Origin of the sequence: Chitinibacter sp. GC72 (genome assembly GCF_009760905.1) — a bacterium.
GTDB lineage: Bacteria > Pseudomonadota > Gammaproteobacteria > Burkholderiales > Chitinibacteraceae > Chitinibacter.
Window position 1 is genome coordinate 1 of the sequence record NZ_VIRW01000012.1, and the last position, 17,605, is coordinate 17,605.

Consider the following 17,605-nt stretch of genomic DNA (forward strand, 5'->3'; position numbering starts at 1 on the left):
CTGATTTTCCATTTGCCGCCTTCTTGCACCAGCTCCAGCGTTTTCTGTACGGTGTCGCTGTAGTCTTTCGAGCTGTAGTGCTGCGTGAAGGTCACTTCGCCGCGATCCTTGCCGCTCATCTTGCAGCTTGGGTTGTCCAGTTTGAGCGTGATGCTGCCTTCCTTGCCGACGCGGGCGCGGCGTTTGGTTTCCCAGTCGGCGCGGGTGCGCCCGCCACTGGCTTCAAAGCTGGCGGCGTAGAGGGCCAGGTAGGTGTCAAGCTGCTTGCCTGACCAGGCGGCGGACCAGTTGCCGACCAGATCGCTGATGGCTTTGTCGCAGTTACTGCCCGGCGCTGCTGGTGCTGGCTGCGGTGTGGGTGTCACTTCGGCGACGACAGCGGTCCGTGGTGGGCGTGCGGCCATGGCGGCGTCGCGGTCGAGCTTGACGCTGTCGATCATGCCGCCTGCGCAGGCGACTTTTTCGTCGTCGCTGACATTGTCGCCCAGATTGTCGTCCGGGCCGCTGCTTTCCAGGGGTGCCAGTTGCAAGGTGGCGAGCAGCTGGTGTGTTTGCGCCAGCACGCGGGCGTGCGAGAGCTGGTAGTCGTAGTCGGCTTTGACCAGCGCGATTTTGGCTTCGAACAATTCGTTTTCAGTATCGAGCACGTCGAGCAATGAGCGCTGGCCGATGTCGAACTGGCGGCGGAAGGCGTCGCGCGATTTTTCGGTGGCGAGCACATGCTGGTCGAGGTAGCTGAGCTGCTCTTTCAGGCGGAAGGTGTCGTTCCAGGCGATCTGCGTGGTCTGGCGAATGTCGCGGCAGGTTTTGTCGCGCATTTCGTAAGCGATATTCAGTTGTTCGGCGTACTGGCTGGCGCGCGCTTTGCTGGCGCCGCCACGGAACAGGTTGTAGTTCATCACCAGCTGAACGACGCCGTCTTTGTAGCTGCCATCAACATTGTCGCGATTCCAGTCCAGGCCCTGGCTGGCGCGCAGCTCGAAGGTGGGGTAGTTATCGCTTTGCTTGTTTTCGGCCTCCGCACGGGCGGCGCGGATATTGTAAACGGCGGCTTTAAATTGCGGATTGTGCACCAGCTGCGCACGCAAGGCGGCGGCATCCGCAGGCAGCGCGGCGGCCAAGCTGCCGGGCTTGCTCATCTCGGCGGCGGGCAGCGAGCCGGTCAGGCGCTCGTAGCGGGCCGAAACATCGTGCAGGTTAGAGGCTTGGGTGAGCCAGTTCGATTCGGCCAGCGCCAAGCGGCCAGTGGCGGTTTCCAGATCGACACGACGACCAACCCCGGCGCTCACGCGCTCGGTAATCTGATCGTAGGTTTCTTTGTGGATGGCGTAATTGTCTTTGGCCAGCTCAACCAGCTCGCGGTAACGCAACACATCTAGGTAGGCATTAATGGTTTCCAGCGCGGCCATATCGCTGGCGGCGAGCAATTCGTAGTAGCGGGTCAGTTTGCCATAGCCCAGACGGCGCACTTCGCTTTGGGTGGCAAAGCCGTCAAACAGCATCTGGCGCAATTCAAGGTTCACACCGCTGTGGCCAAAAGCGCCGCCTTTATTGCCGGTCGGGCGCTGCTGTTTTTCCATGCCGGTGTAGGCATTCAGATCAACGCGTGGGTAGTAATTGGCCTTGGCAACGTCCTGCTCATCGCTGGAGGCTTTGTAGCCCAGCCATTTGGCGCGCACTTCGGGGTTTTTAAGGACGGTTTGTTCGACTGCTTCTTTGAGGTTGCTGGCGGCAAATCCGCTTTGAGCGCACAGCAGCATGCAAAGTAGTGCAAGTGGTTTCAGTGTCATTGCTTTATCCATGTCGAGTGATTTTGAGTTATCTGTCCATAAGGTCAAGTGTGAAATACATCACTTGCATTGTGGTTTTAGGTATTTGTCCCGATCTTAAACACTAAGTCAGCTTGCTTCAATCGAGTTAACAATCGTTAACAGATTGTCAGTGTGCGATATCGTCAGGCATCTACAGGGCTGGCAGGGTCAGGGCAAAGCAGGCACCAGCACCCGGCTGGGCATCGATGCTGAGCTGGCCGTGGTGGCGCTCGGCCACGGTGTGAACCAGCGCCAGGCCAAGACCAACGCCATTTTGTGCTTTGCCTAGCTGACCAAAGCGTGCCAGCAGCGTGTCGCGCCGGGCAGGATCAAGCCCGGCACCGTAGTCCTGCACGGCCAGCACGATTTCTCCGCTGTGCTGGCGGCTGATCGAGCAATCGATTCCCCGCTGGCTGTGGCCGTATTTGAGCGCGTTCTCGATCAGATTGCCCAGTGCGCGACCCAGCATCTGGCGATCCGCCGGGTAAATGGCCTGCCCGGCATTATCCAGCTGGCAGATGGCATTAATATTTAGCCCCGCCAGCTGGGCTTTTTCCCAGAATTGATCGACGGTTTCGCACAACAGGTCATACAGATCAATCTGCTCGATGTTCAGTGGTGCAGCACTAGCACGGGCCAGTTGCACAAAATCATCGGCCAGCTGCAAAGTGCGCTGCGCATGATTGCGGATACGCGCAAACAGCGTGGCTTGCGCCGCATCCGGCTCGGGGTGCGCGCTCTGGTGCAGAGTCAGTAGCGCCAGAATCGCCGATTGCGGCGAGCGCATATCGTGCGACAGAAAGTCCAGTGCTTCATCGCGCTGGCGTTGGGCGGCCTGAATCAGTGACAAATCAATCAGGCTGACAATCCAGCCTATCGGCTTGCCCGCCTGATCGTGCCGAGGCACCGATTTGAGCAGCAGCTCGCGTCCGCGCTGATCGTAAACTCTGGCCGAGGCTGCCTGCGCGGCAAAAAGATGCGCCAGCATATTCTGCTGGCCGTTCTGTGCACTGCTTTGGCTTGAGAATTGACTGGCGAGCAGCTCGCGTAGCGGCTGGCCGCTGCCGTCGCCAAAATCATCCTCCAGAGCGGCATTAAAACCAAGATTCAAATCATCTCCCAGCTCATGCCGTGCAGCCAGATTGGCCAGGATAATCCGGCCCTGTGCGTCGCAGACCAGGACGCAATCGGCCAACTGATCCAGGCTATCGCGGACAAAGCGGCGCAAATGCGCCAGTTGCTCAACCGCGTGGCTTAAGGCGGCCATTTTTTTGTCGAGCATATCGAGCCCGGCGCCTTCCTGTGGCAAGCTGGCCAGCAGAGGATCTTCGCGGCGGATGTGATCGAGTTGCTGGGCAAAATAGCGCAAGGCCGCTTCCATGCGCAGCCAGCTCCAGAGCGGATAGAGCAGCATCACCATCAGCAAGGCAGACATCGGAGCAAACTGGATATGCCAGCGGCTGAGCATCAGCTCGCACGCGGCCAGCACCAGCGCCAACAATAACACCATCGCCAGCAGCGCCTGCCTTGGGCGCAAATACTGCAAAGCCAGCAGCGCCAGTGCAGTGGCGACAACGCTGAGTGCAGCATTCTCCCAGGCATGTGCGCGGCGCAACGGGTGCCGATTACGCAGCGTATCGAGCGTATTGGCAATCAGCTCAACGCCAGGCATCAGCGATTGCGGGCCGGTCATGGCCGTCGGGTAAGCATCGCCCAGCCCGGCTGCTGTGGCGCCAATCAGTACGTATTTGTCTTGCCAGATCGTCGGGGCAATCTTGCCGGCCAATACATCGGCGTAACTGTAACGCGGGTAAGTGCCTGCAGGGCCAGCCAGTGGCAGCTGCAAGGCATGATTGCGCAGCCACTGCTTTGAGTTGCCGCGCTGAGCGCTGCTCAGGGCTTGACCCGGCAGGGGCGAGGGGGCTTCGCCCGCGACATCCAGCAAGGAGAGCGCCAGATGCGGCCACGGTGTGGCGGCGTGGCCTTCCTGCAAATACACGCGGCGCACCAGTCCATCCTGATCAAGCTCGGTATTGATGTGCGCCAGCTGGGCAGCGCTGCCAGCCAGGCTGGGCAGCGGCAGGGTAAGCTGGCCAAGGCCACCCTGATTGGCCAGAAAAACCGGCATCACCACGCGGCCATGCTGGCGCATGGCCTCTGCCAGCGCCTGATCATTGGCCGGGTGGTGCGTATCGGCTTCGGACAGAATCAGGTCAAGCCCGACTGCGCGTGCCTGCTGCAGCCGGGCAAGCAGATCGGCATGGTAGTGCCGTGGCCATGGCCAGCGCCCCAGCTTGGCAATGCTGGCGTCGTCAATCGCGATAATCACAATATCCGGGTCAATCGCGCGCTGCTGGCGACTGGCACTGGAATCCATTAGCGACTGATCCAGCCGCCCCAGCCCGTTGATCCAGCCCAGCGCCAGCGCCAGCAGCAGGCTGACTGCAATCAGCAGCCAGCGCGCCGCGTGTGGCGAGGCGGGGGCTGGTCGGTTTACTGTCCGGTTAAAGGCTGTTAAGCGACCTGGCATTTAATCGGCAAGGCGGATGATTTGCCCCTGACTGTCGCGCAAGCCCAGCCCGTTGCTGCTGCACAGAACGGCAGGGGTATTGAGCCGCCGTACTTTGGAAAATGCCGAACTCATGCCGTACTGATTGGTCGATTTGATACGGATAAAATAATCGTGGCAGCCCAGTGGAATGTCGAGTGCGGTGTGCGGCTCGCTGAGTTGCAGGTCAAGTATCGGCGCGGCAAAATCGCGTTCGTGGGCAATTTGCAGCTGATAGCTGCTGCCTGGCTCACCAGCCCATTGCACGCGTAATTGATCGGTATAGCTTTCGCTGGCTTCAGGCGCACTCGGTGCTTTGACCACGGTAAAAGCGGTGGGTGCGCTAAACGGGCCGCGCTGGGCGGTGGCGAGATCCTCCAGCGTGGCAACGCGCCAGAAATAGGGCTGCGGCTGATCGAGCTGGCTATCCCAGCGGCATAGCGATCCTTCCGTGATTTTCTCCTGGGTATTGCCCGCAAAGTCAATCTGCTCGCTGATCTGGAATAGATACCCCTTGGCATCGTCGTCACCTGCGCACAGTAGCGTCACTTTGCCACTCGGTACGTGCGCGCCTTGCGCTGGAATCTGGATCAGCGGTGCGGCTGGCGTGGTTTTGATGTGCACCGGGGTGAGTAATTCCTTGCCCGCCAGGCCATCGCTGCTGATGGCGCGAACACGTAGCAGATAGTTGCCGTCGGCAATGTCGGCGCTGAGCGTCGGCTTGGCCTCGTTGGCTAGCCAGATAATTTGCGCGGGCTGGCTGATGGTTTCCAGCTGCGCCAGAAATGTACCGGCTGTGTCTGCGCCCTTTGAGTCGCTGAGTTGTAAAGGGAGCAAAAATGGCAGCGATTCGATCCGGCTGAGCGCTTGCGTGAGCTGCGGCGCGTCGGGCAGGGCTTTTAGCGTCGGCGCGCGGCCCTGATCGAGCACAATGCCATGCCCGGCTGCAAGCTCGGTGTGCGCTCCGGTTTTCACGGCGCCGGCCTTAAAGACCACAGACCCGCTCAGCAGATCGGTGAGCGTGCGCGTGCCCTGTGCATTGAGTGCCACGCCAAAGCGCGTACCGCGCACGCCGGTGACGGCCAGCGGGGTTGTCACTTCAAATCGCGAACCGGCGGGCTGTTTTTCCACCGCAAAATCGGCACGGCCCTGCTTGAGCTTGACTTCGGTCTGGCGCGCGCCCAACTGCGGCACATCGCGCAAGCGTTGCAAGGTGAACTGGCTATTGGGCGACACATAAATCTGGCTGCCGTCCTGCAAACCCAGCCCCAGCCAGCCATTGGTGCTGGCGGCAATCACATTGCCTTCGCGCAGCGTTTGCCCGGCAGACAGCGCCTTGCCCTTGTCGGGACCGGCAATCACTTTAACCTCGCCTCGTAGATACAGCACTTGCGCGCTTTGCGCCACGCCGCGCATCAGCCGCAGCGGGATTTTTACCGTGCTGCCCGGCTGTAGAAAATCGGGGTTTTTAATGGCATTGAGTTTGGCGACGGCCTGCCAGTCGGTCGGGCGATTAAGCAGTTGCTCTGCAATGCGGTACAGATTGTCGCCCGGTTTGACCGGATAATGGTGTAGGTCGGAAGCCAAAAATTCTCCAGCATCGTTACCTCGCCGTGCCGTACTCCTTGTACTGCCTGCGGCTTCGCTGCCTTGCTGGGAAACTTTGGTACGGTTACTTAGCGCTTCACTGGCCAGCGCGGCGGGCGTTGCCGCTACCAGTAGCAGCGCACCCAGCAGGGCTGCGGCATCGTGCCAAATCGTTGCACTGGCTTGAGAAGGGGAAAGGTTGATCACGATGATGAATCCGAAAAAGAGTCGCCGACTTCGTCCAGCCGATAGCCGTGGCCGTAGACTGCACTGAGCCGAAAGCCGCGCTCGGGGCGCAAATGCAGCTTGCTGCGCAGGGTGGAAATATGCGTATCGAGTGTGCGGGTGGGAATATCACTATTCATTCCCCACAAGGTTTCCATCAGATACTGGCGAGTGAGTACGCGGCCAGTATTGCTCAGCAGGCACAGCGCCAGATCAAATTCGCGCTCTTTGAGGATGATCTCTTCATCCAAGTAGCGAATGGTTTTCAGCGCCGGATTGAGCGCAAAACCGCCAAACTGCGTTTGCCGCTGCGCCGGTTTGGGCTGGGTGCGGCGGCATATGGCCTTGATGCGGGCCTTGAGCTCCTCAACGCGCAGCGGCTTTTGCATATAGTCATCCGCCCCGGCCGACAGCCCGGTCACCACATCGCGCTCACTATTGCGATGCGTGAGCATAATGATCGGAATGGCGCTGTCCAGCTCTTCGCGCACCCATTTGATCACGTCAATGCCGCTGTGCTCGGGCAGCTCCCAGTCGATCAGCAGCAAATCGAATTGTTGCAGCCGCAGCTGGCGTTGCAGCTCGTGTGCCGTGCTATACAGGCTGACCGAATGCCCCATCGCCGCCACGGTGCTACTGAGCAAATCCAACTGATGGGGATCATCGTCCAGTGCTGCAATCTGCATCATGCTGCTCACAAGCCCGCCGCTTACATAGTGGTTAATGTGCGCATTGTACCGTCAAGGCGCGGCAATGTTATTTCAAATTGTGAGCAAGACAGGGATTCAGTTGGCTTAGCTCTTGATCCCGATTTGATTAAAACGGTCTGGGATAGAATATCTGTCGGGGTGAGTTGAACAGGTTTTGTTAGGGTATAGCCTTGTATATGATATGTGGATTGATTTATAAGGCTATACCCTACATTTGTTTGAACTGAGCCGCGTGGCTGCGGCTGAGCGGCAGGATTTCGGCGCTGCCTTTCAGGTGGATGCGCTGGCGGCCCAGCAGATCGCGGTCGATCCGGGCGATGGCGGAGAGGCACACGATGTAGCCACGGTGGATTTGGGCAAAGCGCTGCGGGTTAAGCTGCGGCAGCAGCTCCTTGAGCGAGGTGCGGATCAGATGGCGCTCGGTGGCGGTGACAATTTCGGTGTATTTCTCATTGGCCTGGAAATACAGCACTTCATCGCAGGCCACTAGCCGCGTGGTGTCGCCCAAGCCGGTGGTCAGCCAGCTCAGATAGCTGGGCGCGGCGGGCTGGCCTTGCGCTTGCCCCTGTTTTTCCAGCAATTGCTGCAGCAACTGCGGCAGATCCAGTGTTGCCGAATTGGCCGCAGCCTGGCTGCGTTGCAGCTTGGCAATGCATTGCGCCAGCCGCGCATCGCTCACCGGCTTGAGCAGATAATCAATCGCATTGTTTTCAAACGCTGCCACGGCATATTCATCAAACGCGGTGACAAACACCACGCGGGTGTGCCGCAGCGTGCCAGCCACCTGCAAGCCATTGAGCCCCGGCATGCGGATATCGAGAAAAGCCAGATCGGGCTGCAGGCGATTGAGTTCGGCGCTGGCTTCATGACCGTTTTTCACGACGGCCACAATCTGCAATTCGGGCCAGAGCGCAGCCAGGCGCTCGGCCAGATTTTGTGCTAGCAGGGGTTCGTCATCGGCAATCAGGGCGGTACTCATGCGGGGTTTCTCTGTTCAAATCGTGGATGATATTGATTGTATGTTCTGCTGATGGTATGTCCTTGCATCACATGCGGTGAGCGCAGTTTTACGATGAAGCCTTCCCCAGCAGATTAAGCGGCAAGCGCAATTCGGCGATTACGCCATGGCCAGACTGGCTCGCGGTTCTGGCGCTGGACATCGTCTGGCTGCTGAGCAGTAGCTGGCCGCGCTCGCCGTACAGTGATTGCAGCCGGGCACGCACATTGGCCAGACCCACGCCATGACCGCCACTGCCCGCGTTGTTGAGCCCCAGGCCGGTATCGCTGACGCGCAATAGCAGCGTGTCGGTGCCGCTCGCTTCGAGCTGCAGCGCCTCAATCAGAATGTGCCCGCCTTCAATTGCTGGCTCAATGCCGTGTTCCAGCGCGTTTTCTACCAGCGGCTGCAGTAGTAGCGGCGGCAGCTGGGCGTGCAGCAGCGCCGGTGGAATATTGATTTCATAGGTCAGCCGGGCACCCAGCCGGATCTGGCTGATGGCCAGTAGCGCGCGCACCAGCTCGATTTCATCGGCCAGGCTGGTTTGCGCCTGCCGGGTGCGCGACAGGCTGGCGCGCAGGTAATCATTCAGATGTTCGAGCATGGTTTGCGCCAGCGGCGCATCGCGCGTAATCAGGCTGTGCACATTGGCCAGTGTATTAAACAGAAAATGCGGCTCGATCTGCGCTTGCAGCATGGCCAGCTGCGCGCTGATTTCGGCTTGTCTGGCTTCGGCGTGCTGGCGCTTGGCTTTTTCCAGCTCGTGCTTGTAGGTGAGCGAACGGTAAAAAACGATAAAAAACGCGCAGGCGACAAACGAGACAATCATCGCAAAGGCAAACCCGCGCCATTGATGATCCGGGTTTTGCTGCATCATGGTAAAAACATTGGGCGCGCCCAGCCAGTGCGCCACCGTAAAGCCAAGCGGCACGCCCATAATCACCGACATGATCGAGCGCCAGTTCCAGCCTATGCTAGGCACGCCCAAGTGAAGCAGGCAGTTGGTGCTGCCAATGCTAAAACCGATGCAGTGCGAAATCAGCAGGTTCTGGCCAAAGCTGGTCGCGCCTTCAATTACGCTAAGTGCAACGGCAATAATCGTATTAACCAGCAACAAGAGGCCGATTTCGCGTTGCCAGTTGAAATTGGGAAACTGCTTGGTGGAGAAAAAAAGTGCCATGGTGCAGCCCTAAAAATAGTATTTGATCAGCGCCTGCAGGCTGTTGCGCTCGGCAGCCGCGCCGTACTGGCTGGTGGCGCTGCCCTGTTGCGATTGCCATTGCAGCGCCAGGTCGGCGCGTTTGAAATGGTAGCGCGCTTCCAGCCAGTGCAGTGTGCTGTGATCAACCAGATCCCGGCGCAGCATCAGGCTTAAATCCAGATTGCGCATCAGCGCATTATTCCAGCTCGCCAGCATAAACAGATTGTGCCGCGTGGGATTATCCTGCTCGCGCGTTGCTAGCGAGCGATAGCGCCCGTAAGCTGCGCCTTGCTGGCCCAGCGCCTGCCAGCCCGCTTTATCCAGCGCGGCCTGATTGTACTGGTATTCCAGCGTCAGGCTCAGATTGACCGGAAAAGTGTAGGTTGCGCCGCTGGAGAGGCGAGAGTAAAAGCGTTCCTCGCCATCAATCTGCCGGGCTCTTTGCGCGAGGCTGCGGCTGCGTGCGCCGCTGTATTCGGCATGCAGGCTCAGCGCATCGCTGGCCAGCCAGCTGGCATTGAGCCCCAGCCGGGGTGCGCTGCCCGCTTCTTTAAACAGAATCAATTGCGGTGAAAAACCGTCAAACCAGCGCTGGCTCCACGCCAGTTGCCAGCGGTCTGCCGGGTTACTGGAGGCAAAATCAAGGGCGAAGCTGCCGGTGTCTGCGCCTTGGGCATCATTGCTAGTGCCATTGCCGACACGCGGCGCGTACAGGGCGCTGAGCGAGCCGCCTTCCCACAGATACTGGGTACGCAGCATGGCGCTGCCCAGGCGATTTTCCCGCAGGCTGGCCGGGGCAATCGACACCACCGAGCGCAGCGCGCCAGCTTTGAAAAAATCGCTGGGGTTGTAGGCGTAAGCCATGCCATTGCGCTGATTAATGCGCCCGGCGTCCAGCAGCCAGTCGGGCTGGATTTGCCAGCTGAGATAGGCTTCTTTCAGTGTATTGATCTGCTCGTGCTGGCTGCCTTGCCCATCTTTCAGATCAACCCGGTTCAGATCAAACCGGTTGGCCAGCACGCCGCGCCATTGTGCATTGAAACGATAATCAACGCTTAGATCAAGCGAGATACGGCTTGGGTGTATATCGCTCTGGCCTTCTTTGCGATTGACGTAGCCGAGCATACCCTCGGTAAAAAACTGCCATGACTGCTGCTCGACTTCGGTCTGCGGCGTCTGATCGGCCAGCGACAAGGCGTCCAGATCATCGGCCTGCGCGGCGGCCGGGCTCAGCAGCGCGGCGAGCATGGCTAGACCCGTTCCCAGCCGAGTTCCCAGCTGGGTGACACCAGGCGAGCGGGGCATCATCTTCGGCGAGCGGCGCGCGGCGGCTGTCATTTGGCCTGTTCCGGGTTAAAGCGGGGCAGATAGTCGCGCTGCAGCCAGCTCTCGGGCACATCGCGATAAGCCAGATCGCTGGTGCGCATGACGGTAATCCATTTCGGATCCAGCCCGTCGATAATCACCGTTTCGGTCGGGCGCTCGACGCCCAGCTGCGATTTGAATTGCCGATAGTAGGCGGTTTTGAGCAGGCGATCGCTGCTGGAATAAAACTTGGCCTTGATCGGGCGGCTATTGCTACGGTCTATCCAGTATTCGATGCGCTCGTAAGTGACTTCACCATGTTTGGCTTTCAGATTGAGCAGATAGCTGGCGCGCTTCTGGCGCTCGCCGTCCTGAACCTCTTCTTCGGCCAGCAGGCTGGCGTGATAGTCCAGCGCCAGATTCACCGTCATCACGTCGCCGTTGGCGGCTTGCCCGAGCAGGCGCTGCTGCGGCGAGATGCGCACGCTGGCCTTGCTGCTGGGGTCAAAAAACCACAAATCATTGCCATTTTTCAGCAGCAATTTGCCTGCGTCGCGCTGCGGCGAGACAAAGCGGATCAGATTGCGAAACTGGCCGGTTTTGCTATCGGCGCGCGCATAGATGGCCAGCGTCGAGCTATCGATCTGCTTGCCGTCGCGGTATTCGATCAGCGTATTGTTCAGGCCAAAAGAGCGATCAGGATTGCGGATGGCATCGCTGGCGGCGAGCAAATCCTGCGCGGTAGTTGCGGGCGCAGCCAGACTGTTTTGCATGACAGCCGCCAGCAGCAAGGCCAGCGCCTGACGTTTCATGGTGAACGAGCGGGTAGTCATTGCTGCTCTCCTTGATGGTGAGGATGGCGGCAGGTGCGGTTTTCTTTATGGCGGATCAGGCCAGAGATGCCCACGGCAATCAGAATTAGCGGCCACCAGGTGGCCAGCAGATTCATCACACCGGGCCACCAGCCCAGATTCACGCCCAGAAAGAGCGCACCGATCAGCAAGAGGATGATGGAGTGACGCATGATAAATTCTCCTTGAGTGGCATATTGAAATGCCAGTAAGTCATTCTTGTGGGTATTGCCATCTAGTTGTTTTCTGTATTAGCTTGTAGAGCAATACCCTTAGCTTTAATCGTTAAACATGGCGCAAGGCATCGACGATATTGAGTTGTGCCGCGCGGCGGGCTGGCCACCAGGCCGAGATTGCGGCCACCAAGAGTAGGCCGATGGCCGTGCCCAGAATCATATTGGGCTCGCCCCAGACCCGGACGGTGAGTGCAACCGGATCGGTATTGCCCGGTGGCATCCAGCTTAGCCCGCTGTGATTGATGATGTAGGCAAACAGCAGCGCCATCAGCACGCCCAGACCCGCACCCACCAGTCCGAGCAGCACGCCTTCGCAGACAAACAGTCGGCGAATTCCGCCCCGGCGCAGGCCAATGGCCCGCAGGGTGCCGATTTCAACCGTGCGCTCGACCACCGCCATGCTCATCGTATTGCCGACGGTAAACAGCACAATTGCGCCGATCAGCAGCGTGATAAAGCTGAAAATGGCGGCAAACATGCCGGTAATCTGGCCGTAGCTCGGGTTGAGGGTGGCGTAGTCGTGAACTTCAAGCGAGAGCGATTTGAATTCGGTCTGCAATAGCTGACTCAGCCGTGCCTGCGCGGCGGCCATCTGCTCGGTGTGTTTGAGCTGCAGCACGATCGCCGTGACCTGCGGTGCGTCATTGCCGTAGATCAGCTGCTGCGCCTGTTTCAGATGCAGCGTGATCGACATATCGTCCAGCTCCTTGACACCCAGCATCTCGGCTTTGACCACTTGCAGCGCGGCCACATTGGGCGCGCCGTGGGTATTGGCGGCGAGCAATTCGATGCGGGCACCCGCTTCGGCAGGGCTCGATGACTTGGGCGCAGCTTCCAGCTCGGACAGGGCGCTGATGTCATCCGGCGCCGATGCGGCATCAGCGGCGGCATTGGTCGTGCTCAGCGGCGCTTTGGCCTGCGGGCAATCGTTGACCTGCAAGGCTGCGCACAGCTGCAAGACGCGAGCCACGCCAACGCCAATGCTGGCCGCGTTTTGCGCGGTATTGCTCAGCGGCGAAGGGCGCGCCTCATCGGGAAACTGGTAGTCATTCCATAAGCGCAGCTGGTTTTGCTCGTCGACCACAATGCCGTTGCCCACTACGGTGCGCGATACCCCGGCCGAGAAATTCCCGGCGATGCCGCCCAAGCTGAGCGTTGGTGTGACCACAGTGAGCATCGGTGCGAGCACAGGGTCGGCCTTGATCACCTCAATCACACGCTGGTAATCACGAATGCCATACGCCGCCGGGTTGCCAGTGCCGTAGAGGAAGTAATCCTGGCGCTGAATCTGCAAGTGGCCGCTGTCGCGAACAAAGCCGGTTTGCAGCCCCAGATTGATATTGCCGCTGTAGCCGCCAAACAGCAGGATGGCGACAACGCCGATCACCATGGCCAGCAGGGTGGTCATTGAGCGACGTCGATTGCGCAGCAGATTGCGCCAGGCCAGAGAGAGTGTGTTCATGCTGCCACCTGTTGCTGATTGTTATTTGAATCGACGCTGCCTAGCGCGGTTTTGGCCGGCATCGGCTGCAGTTGCCCGTCGCGGATAAACACCGCATCGTCGGCGGCGGCCAGCACTTGCGGGTCGTGCGATGAAAAGACAAAAGACACTTTCAGCTCGCGCTGCATCCGGCGCATCAGCTGGATAATCGCCGCGCCAGTCTGGCTGTCGAGATTGGCGGTTGGCTCGTCAGCCAGCACCCATTGCGGCTCGGTGGCCAGTGCGCGGGCAATGGCGACCCGCTGGCGTTGTCCACCAGAAAGCTGCCCCGGTAGGTTGCGCGCTTTATCGCTCAGGCCGACTGCGTCAAGCAATTGCGCAACGCGCGCTTTGCGCTTGGCAGCGGGCATTTTGGTCAGAATCAGTGGGTATTCGATATTTTCAAATGCAGTGAGCACCGGCAGCAGATTGAAATTCTGGAAAATAAAGCCGATATGGCGCGAGCGAAAATCAGCCAGCGCGTTGTCGCCCAGCTTGCCCACTTGCTGGCCGGCAATGATGATTTCGCCCGAGTCGGGTTTATCGATGCAGCCGATCAGATTCAGAAGCGTCGTTTTGCCGCTGCCCGACGGGCCTGACAGCACAGTAAAGCGCTGCGGCTGGATGTCCAGATTGATGTCGATCAGCGCCGGTACGCGCACCGCATCGAGCTGGTAATGCTTGTAAAGCTGTGAAATATGTAGCGCAGACATGATGCCTAGCCTCCTTGTTGGTCAGGCTTACTTTAAATCGCTCGCCGCAACAGTGCTGGGCACTGCGATGAAATGCATCTGGCATGGATAAGCTGCAATCAGCTGGATTTAGCGGGGACGGATTCGATGGCGAGGAGCTGCAGGGAAGGGCGGTACTCAGGATGGGCAGGATAAACTGTGCAGCAGGACAAGCGATGCAGAATCTGCGGTGGGAAGGGCGTCATGCTGGTGGCAGCATAACGCCGGTGAAGCTTAGAATTCGCCCGAGAATGAAACGGCAACAAATGGCATGGCGTCGTGTTTTTCCTTGCGTACTTCATGGCCGTGTTCATCACGAATCCGCATTTCGCCGCCGATGGCGCTACCAATATAGGAATCAAGGCGTAATGCCGGGCTAAAGCGGTATCCGGCTCGAACAAAGAGCGGCATTGACGTCTGCTCCAATACCCCCCCTGCTGCTACCTTGTTGTTCTTGGCCAGACGGCTGCTGTAGCTGCGGATCGTTGTGCCGGTGCCCAGCTCCAGCTGTGGGGTGGCCGCCCAGCTCAGCTCGACACCCGCTGGCCCCACTGCGCCCGCGCTAAACGGATTGCTCAGGCGCACTGTGGGCGTAATCTGCCAGTTGACCACGACAAATGGAAAGACGCTGGTTTCGTCAAAAGTGCGGTACGCGCCCAGCCCCAGCCCGATCAGCAAGTCCGGTGCAATCGACTTGGCGACAAAGCCGCTGGCACCATAGTGATAGCTGTCGCTGCGCTTGGCGTCTTTTTCGCCAGATAGACCCACACTGGGCGCAAATGAGTAAATCCAGCCGTCCTGTGTCGCATGCGTATAGCTCAGGCCAATCGACGCCTGCTCGATGGTTTGCCACGGTGTTTTGCCGCCCCAGGCGCGCGGGTTTTCAAAATCCCAGTGCTGGCGGGCGGCTGAAAAATCAATGCCGATGCTGTTCTGGCGATCCAGCTGCGTTTTAATGCCGACGCTGCCCATTAGCCAGCGGGTTTTGGCTTGCCCGCCTGAATCGAGATCAAATTCGCCGCTGCGAATGCTGCTCAGCGAGTAATTGAATTCCAGGCCGGCAGGTTGATCACCGGCCAGTGCGCTGCCAGCACTATGCGCCAGCAGCAAGCCGATTAAGCCGTATTTGAACATGGTATGACTCCGGGTTGGGGGTTGAAAAAAACGGGCAGCTCGTCCAACAACAGCACTGAAACCAGATTTGCGCAGCTGTGGCCTATCTACCGTGCTGGCACTTTAAATGGCCGTGATGACTGCGGTGTGCGCTGTGCGATGAGATGCAAATGGCATGGATAAGTTGCAGCCAAAGCCGATCAGCGTTTTTGTCAGGGTTGACGCTGGCAAGGCCAGGTTGCAGACTGACCAGCTTGCTTATTTACATGAGTGGAAAACAAAACCATGACCACGGTTGTTGTCGTGCAAAAAGACGGCCAGATTGCCATTGCGGCCGATAGCCAATCGACCTTTGGCGATATGCGCCTGGGGGCGATTGATGATGCGCGCTGGAACAAGATTTTCCAGCACGAGGGCAGCTATTTCGCCATTTGCGGCAGCGCCGCGCATGATCTGGTGCTGCAATCGGCGCTCAAAAAAATCAAAAACCTTGATTTTTCCAGCCGCGCCGCCATCTTTGAGTCGTTCCGCAAATTGCACGTCAAACTCAAAGAGGATTTCTACCTTAAGCCCGACGAGGAAGAAGACGATCCGTACGAATCGAGCCAGATGACGGTGCTGATTGCCAATGTCCACGGTATTTTTGGCGTTTACAGCCTGCGCGAAGTCTATGAATTCCAGCGCTTCTGGGCGATGGGCAGCGGGCGTGATTTTGCCATTGGTGCCATGAATGCGCTGTACGATCAGCTCGACGCAGCGGGTTTGGCCAAGGCCGGTATCGAGGCGGGGTGTGCATTTGACATCAGCTCCAGCATGCCGATGACCTCGTATCAACTGGCCAGACAGACGCAGGAGCAGTAGGGTGGGTTAGGCGGAGCCGTAACCCACCGTCACCATGCAGTATAATTTGCAGCAATTAGGAAGTTTTCCAAGGGTTAAATGAATGAAAGATGTTTTAGAGCGGTTTCTGTTTGAAAAAGCGCCGGTACGCGGCGAGCTGGTCAAGCTCGACGCTACATATAAAGAAGTGCTCGCGCGTCACAATTACCCGCAGGTACTGCAATCGCGCCTGGGCGAGCTGATGGCCGCAGGCGCACTGCTATCGGCCATGCTCAAATTTGACGGCACGCTGGTGATGCAGATGCACGGCACCGGCGCATTGCAATTACTGGTGGTTGAAGTCACCAGCCAGAACACGCTGCGCGCCACCGCCCGCTGGGACGCTGACAAAATCGGCAGCTTTGACGCACAGAGTTCGATCGCTGAATTGCTCGGCCGTGGCCGCTTTATGATTACGATTGATCCAACGGTAGGCGAGGCGTATCAGGGCGTGGTCGGCATGGAAGTCGGCCAATCGGTCGCGCAGATTATCGAGCACTATATGACGCATTCCGAGCAGCTGGACACGCGCCTGTGGCTGGCGTGCGAAGACGGCATCGCGGCGGGCATGATGCTGCAAAAAATGCCGGCGCAGGATGATCTGGAAAACACCTGGGATCATCTGGTGACGCTGGCTGACACGGTCAAAAACGAAGAATTGCTCGAACTTGAGCCACGCGAAACGCTATACCGCCTGTTCCACGAAGACAGCGCCCGCGTATTCGACCCCGCCACCCCGCGCTTTGCCTGCACCTGCTCGCGCGAACGCGTCGGCGGCATGATTAAGCTGATGGAGCGGCACGAAGTGGACGAAGTCATCGCCGAGCGCGGCCATGTGCATGTGGTGTGTGATTTCTGCGGCAAGGAATACACGTTTGACCCGGTGGATATTGGTGTGCTGTATAGCGGCACCGATAGTGCAGGTAGTGAAACTCTGCAGTAATTACCCATCTGTATTTAATCTGCTGGTGCTGTATTGGCGGTGCCACGGGCGTGTTTCTCTCGCCAGTTGTGCAGATCTTCCATCAGGCCAGACCAGCACGTTTAAAGTCTGGCCTTTTTTATGCGACCGGTTGCATTAGTACTAAACCCGAAAATTAAACGCTTCTCAGTCCCGATGAACTGGATTCATTGCCAATGGAATTATTAATTGAAACGCGCGGGCGTGGCCCGGATGTGGTGTTGCTGCACGGTTGGGCGATGAATGGCACTGTATGGAATGCCGTGGTGCGCGAGCTGGAGCAGGATTTCTGCGTGCACGTTGTTGATCTGCCTGGCCACGGTGGCAGCAAATTAGGCGACGAGCAAACGCTGACTTTGCAGGCGATGGTTGATGCGGTTGATGCGCAATTTCCATTTCCGGTGCAAGTCGTTGGCTGGTCGCTCGGTGGCGCGGTGGCGACTAGCTGGGCTTTGCAGCAACGCGATAAAGTGCGCTCACTGACCTTGGTTGCCTCCAGCCCGTGTTTTATGCAACGTAGCGATTGGCAAGCTGCGATGGCACAGAAGGTGCTGGAGCAATTTGCTGCAGCGCTGCAAACCGATTGGCAAGGTACACTCAAGCGCTTTATCAGCCTGCAAGCGATGGGCGACGCCAGCGCACGCGAAGTGACGCGCGAATTACTGGCCGATTTATTCAAACATGGTGAGCCCAAGCTGGCTCATCTGGCCGATGGCCTTAATATCCTGCGCGATACCGATTTGCGCGGCGAAATCGGCAAGGTTGATTGCCCGGTGCTGCTGCAGTATGGCGACCGCGACACGTTGACGCCGCTGGAAGCCGGAATGTGGCTGGCCAAAACGCTGCCGCAGGCGCAATTCAAACTGCATTACAAAGCCGCACACGCGCCGTTTTTGTCGCACCTGGCTGATTTTGTCGCGACCCAAAAACAATTCTTGCTCGATAATCAATAAGGGTATTGCTCTGAAGC

15 protein-coding genes are annotated in these 17,605 nt (G+C 58.6%); 3 read left to right on the forward strand and 12 right to left on the reverse strand.

Annotated features, from left to right (window positions below):
• From FLS37_RS10870 to FLS37_RS10925, 12 genes are all read right to left on the reverse strand, one after another.
• Positions 1 to 1,790 (reverse strand): TolC family outer membrane protein (locus FLS37_RS10870; RefSeq protein ID WP_198314587.1); only part of this gene is annotated, 1,790 nt, incomplete at its 3' end.
• Positions 1,791 to 1,962: 172 nt separating this feature from the next.
• Entirely contained in the window at positions 1,963 to 4,341 is a 2,379-nt protein-coding gene (locus FLS37_RS10875) for a CHASE2 domain-containing protein (protein WP_157669957.1), read from the reverse strand.
• The gene (locus FLS37_RS10880) at positions 4,342 to 6,153 is read right to left on the reverse strand and encodes a FecR domain-containing protein (RefSeq protein WP_157669958.1); all 1,812 of its coding nucleotides are present in this window, start codon (positions 6,151 to 6,153) and stop codon (positions 4,342 to 4,344) included. It abuts the gene before it with no gap.
• Positions 6,150 to 6,860 (reverse strand): response regulator transcription factor, encoded by a 711-nt coding sequence (locus FLS37_RS10885; protein ID WP_232522569.1) that lies wholly within the window; start codon positions 6,858 to 6,860, stop codon positions 6,150 to 6,152. The genes FLS37_RS10880 and FLS37_RS10885 overlap by 4 nt, the downstream gene beginning before the upstream one ends.
• Before the next feature lie 229 nt (positions 6,861 to 7,089).
• Complete coding sequence (locus FLS37_RS10890; RefSeq protein ID WP_157669959.1) at positions 7,090 to 7,860, reverse strand: LytTR family DNA-binding domain-containing protein; 771 nt, start codon at positions 7,858 to 7,860, stop codon at positions 7,090 to 7,092.
• Positions 7,861 to 7,948: 88 nt separating this feature from the next.
• Positions 7,949 to 9,058 carry a sensor histidine kinase gene (locus FLS37_RS10895; RefSeq protein ID WP_157669960.1) on the reverse strand — a complete coding sequence of 370 codons (1,110 nt, stop codon included), beginning with the start codon at positions 9,056 to 9,058 and terminating at the stop codon, positions 7,949 to 7,951.
• A gap of 9 nt (positions 9,059 to 9,067) precedes the next feature.
• The gene (locus tag FLS37_RS10900; RefSeq protein WP_157669961.1) at positions 9,068 to 10,417 is read right to left on the reverse strand and encodes a hypothetical protein; all 1,350 of its coding nucleotides are present in this window, start codon (positions 10,415 to 10,417) and stop codon (positions 9,068 to 9,070) included.
• Complete coding sequence (locus FLS37_RS10905) at positions 10,414 to 11,217, reverse strand: outer membrane lipoprotein-sorting protein (RefSeq protein WP_232522570.1); 804 nt, start codon at positions 11,215 to 11,217, stop codon at positions 10,414 to 10,416. The genes FLS37_RS10900 and FLS37_RS10905 overlap by 4 nt, the downstream gene beginning before the upstream one ends.
• Entirely contained in the window at positions 11,214 to 11,408 is a 195-nt protein-coding gene (locus tag FLS37_RS10910) for a LiaI-LiaF-like domain-containing protein (protein WP_157669962.1), read from the reverse strand. Before FLS37_RS10910 ends, FLS37_RS10905 begins: the two co-directional genes overlap by 4 nt.
• A 112-nt stretch (positions 11,409 to 11,520) precedes the next feature.
• Positions 11,521 to 12,933: an ABC transporter permease gene (locus FLS37_RS10915; protein WP_157669963.1), complete on the reverse strand. Its 1,413-nt coding sequence runs from the start codon at positions 12,931 to 12,933 to the stop codon at positions 11,521 to 11,523.
• Entirely contained in the window at positions 12,930 to 13,664 is a 735-nt protein-coding gene (locus tag FLS37_RS10920) for an ABC transporter ATP-binding protein (RefSeq protein WP_157669964.1), read from the reverse strand. The genes FLS37_RS10915 and FLS37_RS10920 overlap by 4 nt, the downstream gene beginning before the upstream one ends.
• 252 nt (positions 13,665 to 13,916) lie before the next feature.
• Entirely contained in the window at positions 13,917 to 14,816 is a 900-nt protein-coding gene (locus FLS37_RS10925) for a DUF6268 family outer membrane beta-barrel protein (RefSeq protein WP_157669965.1), read from the reverse strand.
• Between the two features lie 264 nt (positions 14,817 to 15,080).
• Between FLS37_RS10925 and FLS37_RS10930 the strand changes: the two genes are divergently transcribed.
• The 3 genes from FLS37_RS10930 (at position 15,081) to bioH (ending at position 17,588) form a co-directional block, all read left to right on the forward strand.
• Positions 15,081 to 15,656, forward strand: a complete 576-nt coding sequence (locus FLS37_RS10930; protein WP_157669966.1) for an MFS transporter — start codon at positions 15,081 to 15,083, stop codon at positions 15,654 to 15,656.
• 82 nt (positions 15,657 to 15,738) lie between these two features.
• Positions 15,739 to 16,617 carry an Hsp33 family molecular chaperone HslO gene (gene hslO / locus FLS37_RS10935; RefSeq protein ID WP_157669967.1) on the forward strand — a complete coding sequence of 293 codons (879 nt, stop codon included), beginning with the start codon at positions 15,739 to 15,741 and terminating at the stop codon, positions 16,615 to 16,617.
• A gap of 194 nt (positions 16,618 to 16,811) precedes the next feature.
• The gene (gene bioH / locus FLS37_RS10940; RefSeq protein WP_157669968.1) at positions 16,812 to 17,588 is read left to right on the forward strand and encodes a pimeloyl-ACP methyl ester esterase BioH; all 777 of its coding nucleotides are present in this window, start codon (positions 16,812 to 16,814) and stop codon (positions 17,586 to 17,588) included.
• Positions 17,589 to 17,605: the final 17 nt, after the last annotated feature.